Origin of the sequence: Kocuria arenosa, assembly GCF_042879215.1 — a bacterium.
In the GTDB taxonomy this organism is placed as follows: Bacteria; Actinomycetota; Actinomycetes; order Actinomycetales; family Micrococcaceae; genus Kocuria; species Kocuria arenosa.
This window is the reverse complement of record NZ_JBHZTA010000001.1, coordinates 173,056-192,014: the sequence shown is the minus strand read 5'-3', so window position 1 is coordinate 192,014 and position 18,959 is coordinate 173,056. Positions and strand designations below refer to the sequence as shown.

The following is an 18,959-nucleotide window of genomic DNA, read 5'->3' as shown; positions in this document are numbered from 1 at the left end:
GCGTGGGGGTCCGTGCCCCCGCGCGGTGCGCGGCTCACTCCTCCTCGAGCGTGGAGATCTCCTGCGGCTCGTCGAGGACGACCTCCTGGTCCTGCTCCACGAGGTCGTCGGGGTTCGCCTCGAGGGAGGACGCCTCCGAGCGGTCGGGCGCGTGCACCGGAGCCTCGTCGTCCTGCTCGTCCAGCTCCGGCCGATCGGCGTCGATCGACTGCTCGAGCCGGTCGGCCTCGTCGTACTCGGGTACGTCGCTCATGGCTGCCTCCTGCGTCGTGGGACCTGCGGGACCACCGGCCGTGGGACCGGTCGTGTGCCTCCGACCCTACTCGTCCGGCCGTCTGTTCCCAGCCCCGTGGTGGTCGGATAACGTGGTCTGCACCACAGGAAGCACCGCTCAACAGCAGGAGTTGTCGATCATGACGAGCCGATTCCACCGCTACGCCGAACTGTTCAAGAGCAAGGGCCCCTGGTGCACCGTCTACACGGACATCAGCACCGGCACCGTCGACTCGCTGCATGCCATCGACGTGCTTCCGGAGAACATCTGCCGAGAGCTGGAGCGCCAGGGGGCGAGCAAGGCCGACCTCGCCGCGGTGGAGGCCGCCGTGCGTCCGGCCGAGGGCGTGCCGGACCCGGTGTGCCGGTACCTGCTGGTGCGCGACGGCACCGTGGAGATCGACGAGGTCCTCCCCGGCCTCCGGGCCGGGCGCGGCGTCATCCAGGTGGAGGACGTCCCCGACCTCACTCCCCTGTTCCGGCACCGCCCGGACGACTTCCCCTACGTGGTCGCCGAGGTGGGCCGGGACGGCGGCGAGATCTGCCTGCAGCACGCCAGCCGCGTCCGGGCCGGGGACGAGCAGCAGATCGCGGGCGAGACCGAGCACCTGAAAAAGTTCCCTGGGGGCGGCTGGTCGCAGGGACGCTGGCAGCGGCACACCGAGGACGTGTGGCGGCGCAACACCGAGCAGGTGGCCGAGCAGATCGACAAGGTCGTCGCCGAGAGCGGGGCGCAGCTCGTGGTCCTGGCCGGGGACCTGCGGGCCCGGGGCCTGGTCGAGGAGCAGCTGTCCAAGGCGACGCGGGCGATGCTGAGCGTCGTCGACGCCAACACCCGCGCGGAGGGCAGCAAGTCCGCCGACTTCGACCACCAGGTCGAGGAGCGCGTGGCGGAGGTCGTGGCCCACCGTCAGCAGGGTCTGCTCGAACGGCTGGCCGAGCAGCAGGGGCGACCCGACCCCACCGCCGTCTCGGGGATGGAGCCCGTCGTCTCGGCCCTGCAGCAGGCCCAGGCGGAGACGCTGCTGATCGACGACACCCACCTGGACACGGAGCAGGAGCTCATCGCCCTGGACGCCGAGCCGTGGATCGCCGTCCAGGAGTCGGAGGCCGTGGGCGCCGGCGTGCTCGGCCGGGTCTCCGCCGACGCGGCCCTGGTGCGCGCCGCGGTGCTGACCGACGGCCGCCCCGTTTTCGTGCCGCCGGGGGCGCTGCCCCACGGCACGGACGTGGCGGCCCTGCTGCGATGGAGCGCCGCACCGGCGTCCTGACCCGGAGCGCACGAGGGGCCCCCGGTGCGGGGCCCCTCGTGCGCTTCCCGCCCGGTGGCCCCGGCGCGGGCGCCTCGCGACCCCGGCGCCGACGGCGTCCCGGGGTCACCGGGCGGGCGTCAGAGGACCAGTGCGCGGGCGGGGGTGTCCGCGGCGGACGGCCGGCCCGCGTAGGCACCCCGGTACGCGGCGGCGGGGTGGGTGCCGAGCACCTTGGTCTGGCCCGCGCCGTAGAGGTTCTCCCGGAGCGTGGTGCCCTCATAGCCGATCCGGTAGCGGCCGCGCTTCTGCAGCTCCGGCACGACCCACTCCACGAAGTCCTCGAACGAGCCCGGGGACACGTGGTAGGCGAGGTTGATGCCGTCCAGCCCGCCGTCGTCGATCCACCGCTCGAGCTCGTCCGCCACGGTCTGCGGGGAGCCGACGATCGGCACGCCCATGCCACCCATCGAGATGTGCTTCGCGACCTCCTTGACCGTCCACTTCTTGTGGGGGTCGGCCGTGGTGAAGGGGGTCAGGAAGGACTGGATCGAGTCGGTCCTGATGTACTCCAGGACGTCGTTCTCGTCGTACCGGCCCAGGTCCACGCCGGACCAGCCGCCCACGAGGCCCAGCGCGCCGTCGGTGTCCGCGTACCGCTCGTAGTCGCGGCGCTTCTGCTCGGCCTTCGCATCGGTCTCGTCGACGATCACGTGCAGCATCGCGAAGATCTTGAGGTCGTCCCGGTCCCGGCCCTGCGCCTGCGCCTCGTCGCGCAGCTTGTCGGTGACCACGCGGGTCAGGTCCGGGCGGATGCCGCCCACGAAGACCGCCTCCGCGTGGCGGCCGGCGAACGCGCGCCCGCGGGACGAGGCCCCGGCCTGGAAGATCAGCGGCGTGCGCTGCGGGGACGGCTCGGTCAGCCCGATGCCCGGCACGTCGAAGTACTTGCCGTGGTGCTGGATGGGGTGGACGAGCGCCGGGTCGGCGAAGACCCCGTTGACCCGGTCGCGCTTGACCGCGCCGTCCTCCCAGGAGCCCTCCCAGAGCTTGTAGCAGACCTCCATGAACTCCTCGGCGATCTCGTAGCGCTCGTCGTGGGAGATCTGCTCCGTCAGCCCGTGGTTCTCGGCGGCCGACTTCAGGTAGGACGTCACCACGTTGAAGCCCATCCGGCCCTTCGTGAGGTGGTCGAGGGTCGCGAACTTCCGGGCGAGCGGGTACGGCTGCTCGTAGGTGATCGCGCTGGTCACGCCGAAGCCGAGGTGCTTCGTCACGGCCGCCATCGCGGAGATCTGCATGAAGGGGTCGTTGACCGGGATCTGGGTGGCGTCCCGGATCACCGGGGCCGCGGAGTTCTGGTAGACGTCGTAGTACCCGACGACGTCCGCGAGGAACAGCGCGTCGAAGAGCCCCTTCTCCAGGAGCTGGGCGACGTCCGTCCAGTACTCGATGGTGTTGTACTCGTCCGCCCGGGAACGGGGGTGCTTCCACAAGCCGGGGGCCTGGTGTCCCACACAGGTCATGTCGAAGGCGTTCAGGGCGATGCGCTTGCTCATGGGTGTTCCTCCCGGGTCGATGCCGACCCGCGCCCGTGCGTCGTGGAGACCTGCTCGCGGGTCCGACGCACTGGTGGGCGCCGTACTTGCCGCGGAGCACGTGCACCGCGGCCCGATGTTCATCTGGGGCACCCCGCTACGGGAGAGGGTTGCCGCCCGACCAGCCAGAGCTTCGCGTCGGGACTCGTCATCGTCGTCGCAGGACAGCTTAGCGGGTCGTCCCGGACCCGGCGCAACCCCCGCGCGGCCCCCGCCGCACCGAAACGGTGCCGTTCGAGCGGGTGGACGGGGCGAGCAGCTCAGGCGGGCGGGGCGAGCCGCGGGGTCCGGCCCGGGTCCAGGGTCCAGCCGCGCCGGAGCAGGGAGCGGAGCTCGATCAGGGGGCAGGTGTCCATGACGACGTCGAGGCCGGCCCGCTCCGCCCGGGCGGCCGCGGCCTCGTCGACGACGCCCAGCTGCAGCCACACCGCCGCGGCGCCCGCGGCGATGGCCTGGTCCACGACCGCGCCGACGCGGCGGGAGTTGACGAAGCAGTCCACCACGTCGATCGGCCCCGGGACCTCGGCGAGCGTGCGGTGGCCGGGCTCGCCGTGCACCGGCTCGCCCTTCGGGTTCACCGGGATGATCGTCATGCCGAGGTCGTCCCGGATCTGCCGGGCGACCGAGTGCGCAGGACGGGCCGTGTTGCCGGTCAGTCCCACCACCGCCCACCGGCCGGGCCGGGTCATGAGGCGGTCGATGACGGCGGGGGCGTTGCGGCTCATGGCACCAGCCTGGCACGGAGCCCTCCCCTGCGCGAGGTCGCACGTGCCGGCGACCGGACCCGTGCGGGAGGGGGTCAGGAGAAGAGCGGCAGGAGGTCCGCGTGCGCGCCCAGCTCCGCGCGCTCCTGGGCGGTCAGCTCCGCCCGGCCGGTGCCCACGCGGGCGAAGTGCTCGTCGCTCCAGTGCTCCAGCGGTTCCCGCTCCCACAGGTCGGTGAGGACCCGGCGGACCTCGGCGAGCCCGTCCACGGCGGGGCCCGGGGAGCCGTCGAGGTGCTGGATCAGGTCCAGGTGGTGCACCGTGGCCTCCACCGTGAGCGCGCTCAGCAGGTCCTCGACGCGCAGCACGTGCCCCTGGGTGCGGACGGCGCCGCCGCTGCCGCAGTGCCCCGCCGCGTGCACGAGCGCCCGGGCGGTCTCCCGGTAGAGCGCGCGCACCGGCTCCCAGTCCAGGACCATGGACGCGGCCACGCGAGCCTGGCGCCGCCCCTCGGCGACTCCCGCGTGGTCGCCGCCCCGGTCCGCCCACCAGGTGGCGGCGTCCCGGTCCGGGCGGGCGGTCGTGGGGGTGTGCAGGGCGACCAGCCCCCGCTGCGCGTCCATCGTGCAGCGGTGGGTGAGGTCCCGGACCGACCACCCCGTGCACCCCGTGGCGGCCCAGGAGTCGTCGTCGCCGAGGCCGTCGAGGACCGCGCCGATCGCCGTGCAGGCGTCGCGCACCAGGTCCGCCCGGCCCGGGGTTCTGCGGCTCGTCATGGGTCCATGGTGGGGCACGGAGGTCGCGCGTGCCAGCGATGTGTCGCGACGATCACGGATGCGACGGATTTGCCAGGGAACACGCCGAGGACGTTCAATTGGTGACGTCACCATCCGGAGCGGCTGAGAGACCTGGCTCGTCGACGTCGCAGCAACCGGCACGGATCCGTCTGATCCTCCGTGCGAGGTGCTAATGCCAGGACCGATGGAGTTGATCATGAGCACTTCTCTGCTGAGCTCTGCGCCGTCCGCCGCGCCGGGCACCCCGAAGCGCGCGTTCTCCGTGGCGTTCGAGCACGTCGGCAAGGCCTTCCCGTCCGGCCGCGAGACGCACCACGTCCTGCAGGACATCGACGTCACGGCCCGGCCCGGCGAGGTGCTGGCGGTCCTGGGGCCCTCGGGGTGCGGCAAGTCCACGCTCCTGCGGGCGGCGGCGGGGCTCGACACCGCCTCGGCGGGCCGGGTGCTCATCGACGGCACCCCCGTGTCCGGGATCGACCCGCGCTGCGCGGTCGCCTTCCAGGAGCCCCGCCTGCTGCCGTGGCGCTCCGTGCGCGAGAACGTCCGCCTGGGCCTGCCCCGCGGGCTCCCCCGGGACGAGGGGGACGCCGTGATCGACGACCTGCTGCGCCTGGTCGGGCTCACCGCGCACGCCGGCCACCGTCCCCGCGCGATCTCCGGCGGCATGGCCCAGCGGGCGTCCCTGGCCCGGGCCCTCGCCCGCACTCCCGGGGTCCTGCTGCTGGACGAGCCCTTCGGCGCGCTCGACGCCCTGACCCGCCTGAAGATGCAGGACCTCCTGCTCACGATCCACGCGGCCCAGCCCACCACCGTCCTGCTCGTCACCCACGACGTCGACGAGGCGCTGCAGCTCGCGGACCGGATCGTGGTCCTGGGCCGGACCGGACCCACCGCTCCCGCCTCGATCAGCACGATCCTCGCCGTCCCCGGCGAGCGACCCCGGGACCGGGCCTCCGAGGTCCTCGCCGAGCTGCGCGTGCAGCTCCTCGGCCACCTCGGCGTCGACACCCACCACCCCGCGACCCGCTGACGCGGCCCGCTCCCACTCCTCTTCCCGGACCCGTCGCGGCGCCCGCCCGCGACGCCCCGCACCGTCCGCCCACCCCGAAAGGCTCCGCCATGGCCCTGCCCCAGCGTTCCGTCCGCACGATCCCCGCGCTCGCCGCCGTCCTGGCCCTCGGCCTGACCGGGTGCATGGCCGGTGAGGGCTCCGGCGAGGCCCCCGCGGAGGCCGCCGGGGACGGCACCGTCCGCGTGGACTGGGCCACCTACAACCCGCTCTCCGTGGTGATCAAGGAGAAGGGCTGGCTCGAGACCGCGTTCGCCGAGGAGGGCATCGAGGTGGAGTGGGTGCAGTCGGCCGGGTCGAACAAGGCCAACGAGGCGCTGCGCGCGGAGGCGGTGGACATCGGCTCCACCGCCGGCTCCGCGGCGCTGCTGGCCCGCAGCAACGGCACCCCGATCCAGGTGATCGACCTCTACTCGCAGCCGGAGTGGTCCGCCCTGGTCACCGGCGCCGGCAGCGAGGTGCAGGAGGTCGCTGACCTCGAGGGCCGCACCGTGGCCGCGACCAAGGGCACCGACCCGTACTTCTTCCTGCTCCAGGCCCTCGATGAGGCCGGGGTGGACGCCGGGGACGTCACGATCCAGAACCTGCAGCACGCGGACGGCCGGGCCGCCCTGGAGAACGGCCAGGTGGACGCCTGGTCCGGGCTCGACCCGATCATGGCCGCCGCGGAGGAGAACGGCGCGGAGCTGTTCTACCGCAACGTCGACTTCAACACCTACGGCTTCCTCAACGCCCACGAGAGCTTCCTCGAGGAGCAGCCCGAGGCCGCCCAGACCGTGGTGGACGTCTACGCCTACGCCCGGGAGTGGGCGCAGGAGAACCCCGAGGAGACCGCGCAGCTGCTCTCCGAGGCGGCCGGGATCGAGCTGTCGGTGGCCGGGAAGGTGCTCGAGCGCACCAACCTGGACATCGACCACGTGCCCGGCGACGAGCAGCTGGCGGTCCTGGAGAAGGTCGGGCCGATCTTCGTCGAGTCCGACGACGTGGCCGGTCAGGAGCAGATCGACGAGGCGCTCGGGAGCATCGTGGAGAGCTCCTATGCCGAGAACGCCGACGCCTCCCGCGCGGCCGAGCTGGTCGGGGGCCAGCAGTGACGCAGCCGCTGAGCCCCGCCGCGGAGGCGGAGCGCGTCGAGGACGCCCCCGCAGCAGCGGCCGCCCCCCGGCGGCGGCCGCTGCTGCGCACCGTGCTGGGCCTGCTGCTGCCCGCGGCGCTGCTGGTGCTGTGGCACGTGCTGTCCACCGCCGGGGTCTTCAGCGCCGTGCAGCTGCCGGCCCCCCTCGCGGTGCTCGAGGCCGGGATCGGCCTGCTGGCCGGCGGGGACCTCTGGACCCACGTGGGCATCTCGACCCAGCGCGTGCTGATCGGCTTCCTGATCGGCGCGGGGCTCGGACTCGTGGCCGGGTCCTTCATCGGCCTCTCCCGCTGGGGCTCCACGCTGGTGGGCCCCACGATCGGGGCGTTCCGCGCGGTGCCGTCCCTGGCGTGGGTGCCGCTGCTGCTGCTGTGGATCGGTCTCGGCGAGGACTCCAAGGTCACGCTGGTGGCCATCGGTGCGTTCTTCCCCGTCTACACCACCGTCTCCGCGGCCCTGCAGCACGTGGACCGCAACCTCCTCGAGGCGGCACGGGCCTTCGGGCTCCACGGGCTGCGCCTGCTCACCACGGTGCAGCTGCCGGCCGTCATGCCGTCGGTGATCTCCGGGCTGCGCCTGGCCCTGGCCCAGGCGTGGCTGTTCCTCGTGGCCGCCGAGCTGCTGGGGGCGTCCATGGGCCTGGGCTGGCTGCTCACCGACTCGCAGAACAACGGCCGCACCGACCGCCTGCTGCTGGCGATCGTCCTGCTGGCGGTGCTCGGCAAGGCCTCGGACGCGCTGCTGGGCGTGTTCGAGAAGTGGGCCGTCAAGAAATGGGCCTGACACGTGCGCCTGGCACCGTGGACCCGTCCGGGCGAGCAGGAGCCGTGCGAGCAGGAACCGGGCGGACGGCGGCCGTGCGAGCACGAACCGCACGGACAGATCTCGCGCAGACTGGAACCGAGCAGGCAGGAACCGGGCAGGCCGGGTCCGTGCCGACAGGAAAGGACCGCAGCACCGTGAGCCAGAGCTGGAGCAATCCCTCCTCCCCCACCCCGAATCCCGCGCTCGTCTCCGACGAGGCCCGGATCGCGTTCTGGGAGGACCAGGCGTCCCGGCTGGACTGGGCCGAGCCGTGGACGACGGCCCACCGCTTCGAGGCCCCGCAGCGGATCGGCACGGACGAGGACGGCAGCCCCACCTGGTCGGTCCCGGAGATCGCGTGGTTCGAGGGCGGGAAGCTGAACGTGGCCCACAACTGCGTGGACCGCCACGTCGAGGCCGGCCGCGGCGCGCACGTGGCCCTGTACTTCGAGGGCGAGCCCGGGGACCGGCTGGTCTACACCTACGCCGACCTGCAGCGGGAGGTCTCCCGCGCCGCCAACGCCCTGCTCGCCCTGGGCGTGGAGCAGGGCGACCGAGTGGTGATCTATCTGCCCGTCATCCCGGAGACCGTCATCATCACGCTGGCCTGCGCCCGCATCGGCGCGGTGCACTCGCTGGTCTTCGGCGGGTTCTCCGCCGAGGCCCTGCGCTTCCGCGTGGAGGACACCGGCGCCAAGGTCCTCGTGACCGCGGACGGGCAGCACCGGCGCGGGGCCGTGGTGCCCGTCAAGGGCGTCGCCGACGAGGCCTGCGGCGGCGACAACGCGATCGAGCACGTCGTCGTCGTGCGCCGCACCTCCCGGCCGGGCCGCACGGACCTGCCGCGCGGCACCCGGGGCACGCACTCCAAGGAGGAGGACGCCGTCCCGTGGACGCGCGGACGGGACGTGTGGTGGCACGAGCTGGTCGCCGAGCAGTCCGACGTGCACGTGCCCGAGGCGTTCGACGCCGAGACGCCGCTGTTCATCATCTACACGTCGGGGACCACCGGGCGCCCCAAGGGCCTGGTGCACACCATGGGCGGCTACCTCGTCCAGGCCGCGTACACGCACGCCCTGCTCTTCGACCTCCTGCCGGACGTGCTCGACGACGAGGGCCGGCTCCACCCGGACGAGCTGGCCACGGTCAACGACCGCGCGAAGGTCGACGCCGCCGTGCACTGGTGCACCGCCGACCTCGCCTGGGTCACCGCGCACACCTACGAGATCTACGGGCCGCTGGTCAACGGCGTGTCCGAGGTGATCTACGAGGGCACCCCGAACACCCCGCACTGGGGCCGGCACTTCGAGGTCGTCGAGCGCTACGGGGTCACCACCTACTACACGGCGCCCACGCTGATCCGCTCCCTGATGGGCGCGTTCCCGCGGGGCGTCCCGCCGCTCTACAACCTCAACTCGATCCGGCTGCTCGGCTCCGTGGGCGAGTCGATCAACCCCGAGGCCTGGCGCTGGCTGCGCGCCCAGCTGGGCCGGGACGAGGTGCCGTTCGTGGACACGTGGTGGCAGTCCGAGACCGGCGCCACCGTGATGTCCCCGCGTCCGCACGACCCCCAGTTCGCGCCCCCGGGGACGTTCGACGACGGAGCGCCGCGCACCGCCCTCAAGCCCGGCTGCGCGACCCGCGCGGTCCCGGGGATCTCCACCCGCGTGGTCGACGAGGCCGGGGAAACGGTCCCGTCCGGGGTGCAGGGCTTCGTGGTGGTGGACCGGACCGGCCCGTCGATGGCCCGCACCGTGTGGGGCGACCCGCAGCGCTACCTGTCCTCCTACTGGCAGGCCTATGCGGAGCAGGGCTGGTTCCTCGCCGGGGACGGCGCCCGCTACGACGACGAGGGGGACATCTACATCCTCGGGCGGGTCGACGACGTCATCAACGTCTCCGGGCACCGGCTGTCCACCATCGAGATCGAGTCGGCGCTCGTCACCCACCCGTGGGTGGTCGAGGCCGGTGCCGCGCCGGTGCGCGACGAGCTGACCGGACACGCGGTGCTCGCCTGCGTGGTGCTGACCCCCGAGGCCGCGCGGGTCCCGGCGGACGAGCTGACCGCGGCGCTGCGCGAGCACGTGGCGCACGAGATCGGGCCGATCGCCAAGCCCCGGGCGGTCGTGGCGGTCCCGGACCTGCCGAAGACCCGCTCCGGGAAGATCACCCGGCGCCTGCTCGCGCAGCTGTGGGAGGGCGCCCCGCTGGGCGACCGGTCCTCGCTGCAGAACGAGGAGTCGCTCGAGCGCATCGCCGGAGTCCTGGCGGCGCGGCGGTAGGACCCCGCCCCGCGGAGTCGTTCCCGGCGCTGCCCTGCCCGAGGGGCCGCTGCTCGTCGGCACGAGCCGCTCACCCCGACGAGGAACGCCCCCCCCGGGTCCGCGCGGAGGCGGGAGGCGACTCCTCGGCGCCGCCGCACGACGACCTGCGACCCCCTCCGCAAGGACGTTGAGACTTGTGACGTCCCAGCCCGCCCCGCCCCTAGGATGAATGCTGTGAACGACTCCCCCCGCCCCGCAGGCACTGCCCGCTCCACGCCGGACGGGCTGCTGCCCGCCCTGCCGAACGCCGACCTCAAGCTCGCGATGGCCGCCTCCGGCGCCCTGTTCTCGGGCTACGTGCTGGTGCACATGCTGGGGAACCTGAAGATCTACCAGGGCGAGGAGAAGTTCAACGCCTACGCCGAGTTCCTCCGCACGGCCGGCGCCCCCGTGCTGCCGCGCGGCACGGTGCTCTGGGCGGCCCGCGGCGTGCTCACCGCCGGCCTCGTGGTCCACGCGGGCGCCGCTGCGGTGCTCACCGCGCGGTCCTGGGCGGCGAACGGGACGCTGCTGCCACGCACCGGCCGGCGCCCGCGGGGTCGGCGTCGCTCCCCGTGGGCGGTGGCGAAGCGCTCGATGCGCAGCACGGGCGGCGTGCTCGGGCTGTTCACGGCCTTCCACGTCCTCGACCTGACCCTGGGCGCCCGGCCCGCCGCCGCACGGGGCTTCGAGCACGGCAGCGCCCACGCCAACCTCGTGGCCAGCCTCTCCCGCCCGCCGGTCGCCGCCGCCTACGCCGTGTCCATGGCGGCGCTGGCCGCCCACCTGGTGCACGGCATCCCGGAGATCGCCAACGACGTCGGCGTGGGCGGCGACCGGCAGGTGCAGCGGCGGCTCCGGATCGCCGCGAACGCCTTCGGCGCCGCGGTGGCCGCCGGCAACACCACGATCCCGGTGGCCGTGCTGACCCGCGCGGTGCGCTGAGCCCCGTGACCGCCCTCTCCCCTCTGCGGGACGACCTCCTGCGGGACGGCCTCCTGGGGGACGACCCTTCTTCGAGACGACAAGGACCCGAGCGAGTGAGCACCTTCTCCCTGACCGTGGACGTGTGGCGCCAGCCCTCCCCGGAGGAGCCCGGGGGCTTCACGGCCTACGACGTCCCGGACGCGAGCCCGGACATGACCGTGCTCGAGCTGCTCGACCGGATCAACGCGCAGCTGGAGGTCGCCGGCGAGGACCCGGTGGTCTTCGACGACGGCTGCCGCGAGGGGGTCTGCGGCAAGTGCGGGGTGACGGTCGACGGCGTGGCGCACGGCCCCGAGCGCAACGCCGCGAGCTGCATGCAGCACCTGGGGGCCTACCGGGACGGGGACCGCGTGCGCATCGAGCCCCTGCGGGCGACGTCCTTCCCGGTCAAGCAGGACCTCTCCGTGGACAAGAAGGCGCTGCGACTGGTGGCCAAGGCGGGCAAGTTCCCGGTGGCGATGAAGGCCCTGGCCAACGGCGGCTGCATCAGCTGCGGGGCGTGCGTCGCGTCCTGCCCCAACGGGTCCGGCCAGCTGTTCGTGGGCACGATGCTGCGGGAGCTGCCGCCGCTGGCCAAGGACGACGCCGAGCGTCGGGAGCGCTCCGCCAAGGTGATCGACGCGTCCGAGGAGCAGTTCGGGCCCTGCTCCCTGCTCGGCGACTGCGTGGAGGTCTGCCCGGCCGGGCTGCCGATCGAGAACCTCTCCGCGGTGGCGCAGGAGTTCCTGCGCAACCGTTTCCCGCGCCGGACCGGGGACACGCCGGACCCCGGGTGACTCCGCGTGGCGCGCCTTGCCGCCCGGGGACGTGACTGCTACCTTTCGGGCACGTCCCCGAGACCGTGAGGTGCATCACATGAGCGAGCGCTCCGGAAACATCGTCCCCGAGCAGGGTGAGTTCGACTACGAGCCGGAGGACCGCGAACCGGCGCGGGCACCGGCCCGGACCTGGATGCTCCGCGGCCTGGGTGTGCTGCTGGCCCTGGTGGTGTGGTTCCTCCTGGGCGGAGCGGACGTCTCCGCCGACGCCCGGGTCGTGGCGGCCGTGGCCACGCTGATGGCGGTGTGGTGGATGACGGAGTCCATGCCGCTGTCGGTGACCTCGCTGCTGCCGATCGTGCTGTTCCCGGTGCTCACCGCCCTGGAGGTCTCCGAGGTCACGGCCCCCTACGCCAACCCGATCGTCTTCCTGTTCCTGGGCGGGTTCCTCATCGCGATCGCCATGCAGAAGTGGAACCTGCACCGCCGGATCGCGCTGCTGACCCTGCGCCGCGTGGGCACCCACCCGCGGCAGATCATCCTCGGCCTGATGATCTCCACGGCGTTCCTCTCGATGTGGGTGTCCAACACCGCGACCACGCTGATGATGCTGCCGATCGGGCTGTCCGTGCTGACCCTGGTGGTCGAGAACAGCCGCAAGGGCGGCACCCGCGCCGAGGCCGAGTCCATGGGCGAGGACATCCGGGGTGGCAAGGCCATCAGCGACGTCATCGACGACCGCGACGTGCGCCTGTTCGGCGTGGCCCTGGTCCTGGCGATCGCCTGGGCCGCCACCATCGGCGGTCTGGGCACCCTGCTGGGCTCCCCGCCCAACGCCATCGTGGCCGGCTACATCAGCGACGAGCTGGGCCGGACCGTGGGCTTCGCGCAGTGGATGATGCTCGGCGTGCCCATCGTGGTGGTCTTCATCGGCCTCGCGTGGCTCCTCATCACCCGCGTCATCTTCCGCTTCCACCTCGAGGAGGTGCCCGGCGGCAAGGAGCTGATCAACGAGGAGATCGCCGCCCTGGGCCCCATGAGCAAGGGCGAGAAGACCGTCCTCGCCGTGTTCCTCCTCGCGGCGTTCTGCTGGATCGTCCCGGGGCTGCTCTCCGGCATCGGCACCTTCGGCGAGCAGCTGCCCTGGCTGGACCTCTTCGACGACACGGTGGTCGCGATCGGCGCCGGCGTGCTGCTGTTCCTGATCCCCGGGGACAAGCAGGGGAACATGACCCTGGAGTGGCAGGACGCCGAGGAGGGCCTCCCGTGGGGCGTGCTCCTGCTCTTCGGCGGCGGTCTGTCGCTGGCCGCCGCCGTGGCCGGCACGGGCCTGGACGCGTGGTTCGGTGCGCAGGTCAGCGGGCTCGGCGCCCTGCCGATCGTGCTGCTGCTCGCGGCCGTGGTCACGATCGTCCTGCTCCTGACCGAGATCACGTCCAACACCGCCACGGCGGCCACGTTCATCCCGATCCTGGGCGGCGTCGCCGTCGGCATCGGGGTGGATCCCATGACGCTGCTCATCCCGGCGGCCCTGGCGGCCACGTGCGCGTTCATGCTCCCCGTGGGCACCCCGCCCAACGCCATCGTCTTCGCCACCGGCCAGGTCAAGATCGCCGAGATGGTGCGCGGCGGCATCGTGCTCAACATCGTGGGCGTCATCCTGATCACGATCTTCACGGTGCTCATCGGGCCGTTCGCGCTGGGCCTGATCATCTAGCCGGTCCCCGCCCCGCCCCGGGGGTCCGTGGCGTCCACGGGCCCCCGGGGCGTGCCGCCGGCCTACGTCACGGGGCGGCGGTGCACCGGGCCAGCACGGCCTGCGTGAACTGCTCGGTGCTCGCCGTCCCGCCGAGGTCCCCTGTCAGGGTGCCGTCGGCCATGGCCTCCTCGAAGGCGGACTCGAGGTGCCGGGCCGCCCCGGCCTCCCCCAGGTGGTCCAGCATCATGGCGGCCGCCCACATCGTGCCCACGGGATTGGCGATGCCCTGTCCCGCGATGTCAGGGGCGGAGCCGTGCACCGGCTCGAACATGGAGGGGTGGGTCTTCTCCGGGTTCAGGTTCGCGCTGGGGGCGACACCGATCGAGCCGGCGGCCCCGGCGGCGAGGTCGGAGAGGATGTCGCCGAAGAGGTTGGAGGCGACGATCACGTCGATGCTCCGCGGCTTGAGGACGATCCGGGCGGCCAGCGCGTCGATGAGGACCTTCTCGACCGTCACCCCCGGGTACTCGGAGACCGTGGCCTCCACGACCTCGTCCCAGAACGGCATGGTGTGGATGATGCCGTTGGACTTCGTGGCCGAGACCAGCCGGCCCGAGCGGCGCTGGGCCAGCTCGGCGGCGTAGCGGGCGATCCGGGTGACGCCGGCGCGGGTGAACACGGACTCCTGGACGGCCATCTCCTCGGGCCGGCCGCGGTAGAGCCGGCCACCGACCTCGGAGTACTCGCCCTCGATGTTCTCGCGGACGACGACGAGGTCCAGCTCGTCGAGCCCGCGCAGGGGGGAGGTGACGCCGGGCAGGATCCGGATCGGCCGGAGGTTGACGTACTGGTGGAACTCACGGCGGATCGGGATCAGCAGGCCCCACAGGGTCACGTCGTCGGGGATGTCCGGGGCGCCCACCGCCCCGAGCAGGACGCCGTCACCGGAGGCGAGCTGCTCGATGCCGTCGACGGGCATCATCCGGGAGTGGGCCCGGTAGTGGTCGGACCCCCAGCCCCGCTCGCGCCAGTCCACGGCGAAGCCGTGCGCCTGCGCCAGCGCGTCGACGCAGCGCAGCGCGGACGGCATGACCTCCTGGCCGATGCCGTCGCCGGCGATCACGTCGATCGTGTAGTGCCGTGTCTTCGTCATGAGGTCCTCCGCAGCGTCGTGGGCGCAGGAAAGACGGGTGCCTTCCGCGCATGGCGCAGAGCATAGCGGCCGGCCTCCCCGTCCGGCGTCGGCGCACCGCCGGCTCGTGACCCCCGGTTGGCACGGGGCGGCCCGGGGCAGCACAATGGGTGGCAGCCATCCCGAGCGGCCGAGAGACCTGGATCGACGACGCCGCAGCAACCGTGGTCGACGTCGCAGACCGCACGGTGCTACCGCCAGGACCGATGGAGCACCGCGCCCCGGCACCCCCGCCGGGACCCTCCTGACGCCCGGGAACGACCAGCGGCACCACTCGCACGAGGAGTTCTTCCCATGGCCGACCACCAGTTCGGGTTCCGCACCCGCGCCCTGCACGCCGGGGGCACCCCTGACGCCGAGCACGGCGCCCGCGCGGTCCCGATCTACCAGACCACCTCGTTCGTCTTCAAGGACGCCGACGACGCCGCCAACCTGTTCGCCCTGCAGAAGTACGGCAACATCTACTCCCGCATCGGCAACCCGACCGTCGCGGCGTTCGAGGAGCGCATCGCGTCCCTCGAGGGCGGCATCGGCGCCGTGGCCACCGCCTCCGGCATGTCCGCCGAGTTCCTCGTGTTCGCCGCGCTCGCCCAGGCCGGCGACCACATCGTGGCCTCCGCCCAGCTCTACGGGGGAACGGTCACCCAGCTGGACGTCACCCTCCGCCGTTTCGGGATCGAGACCACGTTCGTCCCCGGCACCGACCCCGCCGACTACCGGGCAGCGGTGCGCCCGGGCACCAAGGCCGTCTACACGGAGGTCGTGGCCAATCCCTCCGGCGACGTCGCGGACCTGGAGGGCCTGGCGGCGGTCGCGCACGAGGCCGGCGTGCCGCTGGTCGTCGACTCGACCATGACCCCGCCGTACCTGGTCCGCCCGATCGAGCACGGGGCGGACATCGTCATCCACTCGGCCACCAAGTTCCTGGGCGGGCACGGCACCACGCTGGGCGGCGTCGTGGTCGAGTCCGGCCGTTTCGACTGGGCGAACGGCAACTTCCCGTCCATGACGGAGCCGGTGCCGACGTACAACGACGTCACCTGGTGGGGGAACTTCGGGGAGTACGGGTTCCTGACCCGGCTGCGCACCGAGCAGCTGCGGGACATCGGCCCTGCCCTGGCGCCCCAGTCCGCCTGGAACCTGCTCCAGGGCGTGGAGACGCTGCCGCAGCGCATGGACGCGCACCTGGCCAACGCGCAGGCTGTCGCGCGGTGGCTCGAGGAGGACCCGCGCGTCTCCTACGTCAACTGGGCCGGGCTGCCGAGCCACCCCCACCACGAGCGGGCCCGGAAGTACCTGCCCCTCGGCCCGGGCGCCGTGTTCGCGTTCGGGGTCTCCCCCACGGACCGGCTCGGGGGGCGGGAGGTCGGCGCCCGCTTCATCGAGAACCTGCAGCTGGCCAGCCACCTCGCCAACATCGGCGATGCCCGCACCCTCGTCCTGCACCCGGCCTCGACCACCCACCAGCAGCTGAGCGCCGAGCAGCTGCTCCAGGCCGGGGTGCGCGAGGACCTCATCCGCCTGTCGGTGGGCCTCGAGGACGTCGAGGACATCCTCTGGGACCTGGACCAGGCCCTTGCCGCCGCCACCGGCCTGCCCCGGGAGACGCCCGGCCTCGCGGCCGGCGCCCCGGGCGGTGGCACCGCCGACGTCACGACCGACGCCACCTCGGACGTCACGACCGACGTCACGACCGACGTCGCCGCCGGCGTCACGACCGAAGGAGCGCTCCGATGAGCGCCGAGACCCGCACGTGGACGGGGCCGAGCGCGCCCGAGCGGCTGAACATCCTGCACGGCACCGAGTCGATCGCCATCGTGGGTGCGTCCGACAAGCCGTCCCGCGCCTCCTACTTCGTCTCGACCTACCTGCTGTCCTCCTCGCCGTACCGGGTGTACTTCGTCAACCCCGTGCTGCAGGAGATCATGGGCCGGCCCGTCTATCCGTCCCTCGCGGAGCTGCCGGAGACGCCCGACCTCGTCGACGCGTTCCGGCGCCACGACGACCTCCCCGGCGTGGCCCGCGACGCCGTGGCCGTCGGGGCGAAGACCCTGTGGCTGCAGCTGGGCTCCTGGCACGAGGAGGCCGCCCGGATCGCCGAGGAGGGCGGGCTCGACGTGGTCATGGACCGCTGCGTGAAGATCGAGCACGCCCGCTTCCACGGCGGGCTCCACCTCGCCGGCTTCAACACCGGGGTCGTCTCGTCGAAGCGGCAGGTCCTGGCCTGAACGCGAACGGCTCCGCACGCCCTGGGGCCTGCGGAGCCGTTCGCGTCCTGCGACGGGCCGGTCGCTACATGCGCTCGACGACGAACTGCACGTCCGTGTTCAGGCTCTGGCTGACCACGCAGTAGCGCTCCGTCGACTTGGCCAGCCGCTGGAGGGTGGCGTCGTCGGCGTCGGTGTCGAGGCGGACGGTGAGGACGACGTCCTGGACCCCCACGGCCACGGAGCGGTCCAGGCCCAGCGTGCCCCGGGCGTCGAACACGCCCTCCGCGCGCAGGTCGGCGGACCGGATCGTCACGCCCATCGCCGTGGCGACGCTGCGCAGGGTCACGCCCGCGCAGGCCGCGAGCGCGTCGAGGAGCATGTCCCCGGAGCAGGCGTCGCTGCCGTCACCGCCGGTGGCGGCGTGCAGGCCGGCCCGGACGGGCCCGGCCCACGTGTCGGCGGTGCAGGTGAGCCCCGGGTCGCGGAAATCGCCGTGGGACTCCAGGGGCGTGCGGGCCTCCTCGGGGTGCTCCCGGTAGCGTTCCTTGAGGGGGGCCTGCAGCTGCCGCAGGGCCGAGGCGTCGATGTCCGTGCGAGATTCCATGGCCTCACTGTAGAACGGCCGGGGCCGGGGCCGCCACGCGACCCCGGCCCCGGCCGGCTGCTCCGGGCCGGTCAGCGGGTCTTCGCCGGCTTCTGCGCCAGGTCGTCCCAGTAGGCGCGGGTGGTCACCACGTCGGTGCCGTCCCACGCGCCGAGCCCGGACAGGCCCGGGACGTCGCCGCTGTGGAAGATCGGCTCGACACCCTGCTTGCGCTGGGCCTCGTAGTTCCTGAGCACCCGGACGGCCACGCCGGCGAGCAGCACCAGGGCCACCAGGTTGATGGTGGCCATGACCGCCATGAACAGGTCGGCCAGGGACCAGACCAGGTCCAAGGCCAGCACGGCGCCGCCGAAGACGAACACCAGCACGAGCACGCGGTAGGCGGTCATCGCCGCGGGCGAGCCCGTGAGGAAGCGGATGTTGGACTCGCCGTAGTAGTAGTTGCCGATCACGGACGTGAACGCGAACAGGAAGATCGCCACCGTCAGGAAGTGCACCGCCCAGTTGCCCAGTTGCAGGGCCAGCGCGGACTGGGTCAGGGACGCGCCCTCCCGGCCGCCGAACTCGGGGTCGGAGAGGAGCACGATGAACGCGGTGATCGAGCAGATCAGCCAGGTGTCGAAGTACACGCCGAGCGCCTGCAGGAAGCCCTGCTTCGCCGGGTGGGACACGGACGCGGTGGCACCGGCGTTGGGGGCCGATCCCATGCCGGCCTCGTTGGAGAACAGACCGCGCTTCATGCCCTGGATGATGACGCCGATCAGCCCGCCGGTGACGAACTCGCGGATGCCGAAGGCCCCCTCAAGGATCTGGCCGAGCACGGCGGGGACCTCGCCGAGGTTCAGGACGACCACGAGCAGGCCCAGCCCGATGTAGAGCACCGCCATGATCGGGACGACGATCTCGGAGACCGCGGAGATCCGGCGGATGCCGCCGAAGATGATCGCGGCGGTCAGTCCCACGAGCACGGCGCCGACCAGGATCCGGAACCACAGGGCCTCCGCCGCGGCGATGTCGATGCCGAGGGAGCCGCCCAGCGCGTCCACGATCGAGTTGGACTGCACGGAGTTGAACACGAACCCGTAGGTGAGGGTGATGACGACGGCGAAGAGCAGGCCCATCCAGCGCGCGCCGAGGCCGCGCTCCATGTAGTAGGCGGGCCCGCCCACGTAGCCGGTGGGGGCCTTGATCTTGTAGAGCTGGCCCAGCAGGGACTCCGTGAACGCGCTGGCCGCGCCGATGCCGGCGATCACCCACATCCAGAACACGGCGCCCGGACCGCCCAGGCTGATGGCGATCGCGACGCCGGCGATGTTGCCGGTGCCCACGCGGGACGCGGCGGAGACGGTGAAGGCCCGGAACGCGGAGATGCCCTTCTTGCCGTCCTCGGCGAGGCCGGGCTTGTCGCCCAGCACCCGGAACATCTCCGGGACCAGCCGCAGCTGCACCACGCCGGTGCGGACGGTCAGGTAGAGGCCGACCCCGATGAGGATGGCGAAGACCACGTTCCACACCCAGCCGCCGAGGGTGCCCACGAGATCGGTGACGAGTTCCATTGCAGCTCCGAACTGTGACG

The 18,959-nt window shown here is 72.7% G+C and carries 17 protein-coding genes and 3 riboswitches; of the genes, 10 read left to right on the top strand and 7 right to left on the bottom strand.

Annotated features, from left to right (window positions below; translation table 11 throughout):
• Positions 1-34: 34 nt before the first annotated feature.
• A complete protein-coding gene (locus ACFYE3_RS00905; protein WP_387605667.1) occupies positions 35-253 on the bottom strand; it encodes a hypothetical protein in 219 nt (72 codons plus the stop codon).
• Positions 254-413: 160 nt separating this feature from the next.
• Here ACFYE3_RS00905 and ACFYE3_RS00900 point away from each other — a divergent pair, with 160 nt between their 5' ends.
• Positions 414-1,544, top strand: a complete 1,131-nt coding sequence (locus ACFYE3_RS00900) for a baeRF2 domain-containing protein (protein WP_387605670.1) — start codon at positions 414-416, stop codon at positions 1,542-1,544.
• A gap of 119 nt (positions 1,545-1,663) precedes the next feature.
• On the opposite strand, the gene ACFYE3_RS00895 is transcribed toward ACFYE3_RS00900, so the two are convergent.
• The 3 genes from ACFYE3_RS00895 to ACFYE3_RS00885 form a co-directional block, all read right to left on the bottom strand.
• Entirely contained in the window at positions 1,664-3,082 is a 1,419-nt protein-coding gene (locus ACFYE3_RS00895; protein ID WP_387605672.1) for an LLM class flavin-dependent oxidoreductase, read from the bottom strand.
• Between the two features lie 77 nt (positions 3,083-3,159).
• Positions 3,160-3,274: riboswitch (SAM riboswitch) on the bottom strand.
• A 107-nt stretch (positions 3,275-3,381) separates the two neighbouring features.
• Positions 3,382-3,846, bottom strand: coding sequence for a CoA-binding protein (locus ACFYE3_RS00890; RefSeq protein WP_387605675.1), 465 nt, complete (start codon positions 3,844-3,846; stop codon positions 3,382-3,384).
• A gap of 74 nt (positions 3,847-3,920) precedes the next feature.
• Positions 3,921-4,601 (bottom strand): maleylpyruvate isomerase N-terminal domain-containing protein, encoded by a 681-nt coding sequence (locus ACFYE3_RS00885; RefSeq protein ID WP_387605677.1) that lies wholly within the window; start codon positions 4,599-4,601, stop codon positions 3,921-3,923.
• Between the two features lie 107 nt (positions 4,602-4,708).
• Positions 4,709-4,813, top strand: a riboswitch (SAM riboswitch).
• A gap of 5 nt (positions 4,814-4,818) precedes the next feature.
• On the opposite strand from ACFYE3_RS00885, the gene ACFYE3_RS00880 reads away from it, so the two are divergent.
• The 7 genes from ACFYE3_RS00880 (at position 4,819) to ACFYE3_RS00850 (ending at position 13,395) form a co-directional block, all read left to right on the top strand.
• On the top strand, positions 4,819-5,652 hold the full coding sequence (locus ACFYE3_RS00880; protein WP_387605678.1) for an ABC transporter ATP-binding protein: 834 nt from the start codon (positions 4,819-4,821) through the stop codon (positions 5,650-5,652).
• 89 nt (positions 5,653-5,741) lie between these two features.
• Positions 5,742-6,785: an aliphatic sulfonate ABC transporter substrate-binding protein gene (locus ACFYE3_RS00875; RefSeq protein WP_387605680.1), complete on the top strand. Its 1,044-nt coding sequence runs from the start codon at positions 5,742-5,744 to the stop codon at positions 6,783-6,785.
• Positions 6,782-7,609: an ABC transporter permease gene (locus ACFYE3_RS00870; protein ID WP_387605683.1), complete on the top strand. Its 828-nt coding sequence runs from the start codon at positions 6,782-6,784 to the stop codon at positions 7,607-7,609. Before ACFYE3_RS00875 ends, ACFYE3_RS00870 begins: the two co-directional genes overlap by 4 nt.
• Positions 7,610-7,785: 176 nt before the next feature.
• Complete coding sequence (locus tag ACFYE3_RS00865) at positions 7,786-9,912, top strand: AMP-binding protein (RefSeq protein WP_387605684.1); 2,127 nt, start codon at positions 7,786-7,788, stop codon at positions 9,910-9,912.
• Between the two features lie 207 nt (positions 9,913-10,119).
• A complete protein-coding gene (locus ACFYE3_RS00860; RefSeq protein ID WP_387605689.1) occupies positions 10,120-10,878 on the top strand; it encodes a succinate dehydrogenase in 759 nt (252 codons plus the stop codon).
• A gap of 95 nt (positions 10,879-10,973) precedes the next feature.
• The gene (locus ACFYE3_RS00855; RefSeq protein ID WP_387605692.1) at positions 10,974-11,696 is read left to right on the top strand and encodes a 2Fe-2S iron-sulfur cluster-binding protein; all 723 of its coding nucleotides are present in this window, start codon (positions 10,974-10,976) and stop codon (positions 11,694-11,696) included.
• A gap of 79 nt (positions 11,697-11,775) precedes the next feature.
• The gene (locus tag ACFYE3_RS00850) at positions 11,776-13,395 is read left to right on the top strand and encodes an SLC13 family permease (protein ID WP_387605695.1); all 1,620 of its coding nucleotides are present in this window, start codon (positions 11,776-11,778) and stop codon (positions 13,393-13,395) included.
• 67 nt (positions 13,396-13,462) lie between these two features.
• Here the strand turns inward: ACFYE3_RS00850 and ACFYE3_RS00845 are convergent, their stop codons facing one another.
• Complete coding sequence (locus ACFYE3_RS00845) at positions 13,463-14,530, bottom strand: tartrate dehydrogenase (RefSeq protein WP_387605697.1); 1,068 nt, start codon at positions 14,528-14,530, stop codon at positions 13,463-13,465.
• A 153-nt stretch (positions 14,531-14,683) separates the two neighbouring features.
• Positions 14,684-14,782, top strand: a riboswitch (SAM riboswitch).
• An 81-nt stretch (positions 14,783-14,863) separates the two neighbouring features.
• Between ACFYE3_RS00845 and ACFYE3_RS00840 the strand changes: the two genes are divergently transcribed.
• Together ACFYE3_RS00840 and ACFYE3_RS00835 are read left to right on the top strand one after the other, a co-directional pair.
• Positions 14,864-16,306 carry an O-acetylhomoserine aminocarboxypropyltransferase/cysteine synthase family protein gene (locus ACFYE3_RS00840; protein ID WP_387605700.1) on the top strand — a complete coding sequence of 481 codons (1,443 nt, stop codon included), beginning with the start codon at positions 14,864-14,866 and terminating at the stop codon, positions 16,304-16,306.
• Positions 16,303-16,797, top strand: a complete 495-nt coding sequence (locus ACFYE3_RS00835; protein WP_387605703.1) for a CoA-binding protein — start codon at positions 16,303-16,305, stop codon at positions 16,795-16,797. Before ACFYE3_RS00840 ends, ACFYE3_RS00835 begins: the two co-directional genes overlap by 4 nt.
• Before the next feature lie 64 nt (positions 16,798-16,861).
• Here ACFYE3_RS00835 and ACFYE3_RS00830 read toward each other — a convergent pair whose 3' ends face one another.
• Together ACFYE3_RS00830 and ACFYE3_RS00825 are read right to left on the bottom strand one after the other, a co-directional pair.
• Positions 16,862-17,383, bottom strand: coding sequence for an OsmC family protein (locus tag ACFYE3_RS00830; RefSeq protein WP_387605704.1), 522 nt, complete (start codon positions 17,381-17,383; stop codon positions 16,862-16,864).
• 71 nt (positions 17,384-17,454) lie between these two features.
• Complete coding sequence (locus ACFYE3_RS00825; RefSeq protein ID WP_387605707.1) at positions 17,455-18,939, bottom strand: alanine/glycine:cation symporter family protein; 1,485 nt, start codon at positions 18,937-18,939, stop codon at positions 17,455-17,457.
• Positions 18,940-18,959 lie beyond the last annotated feature (20 nt).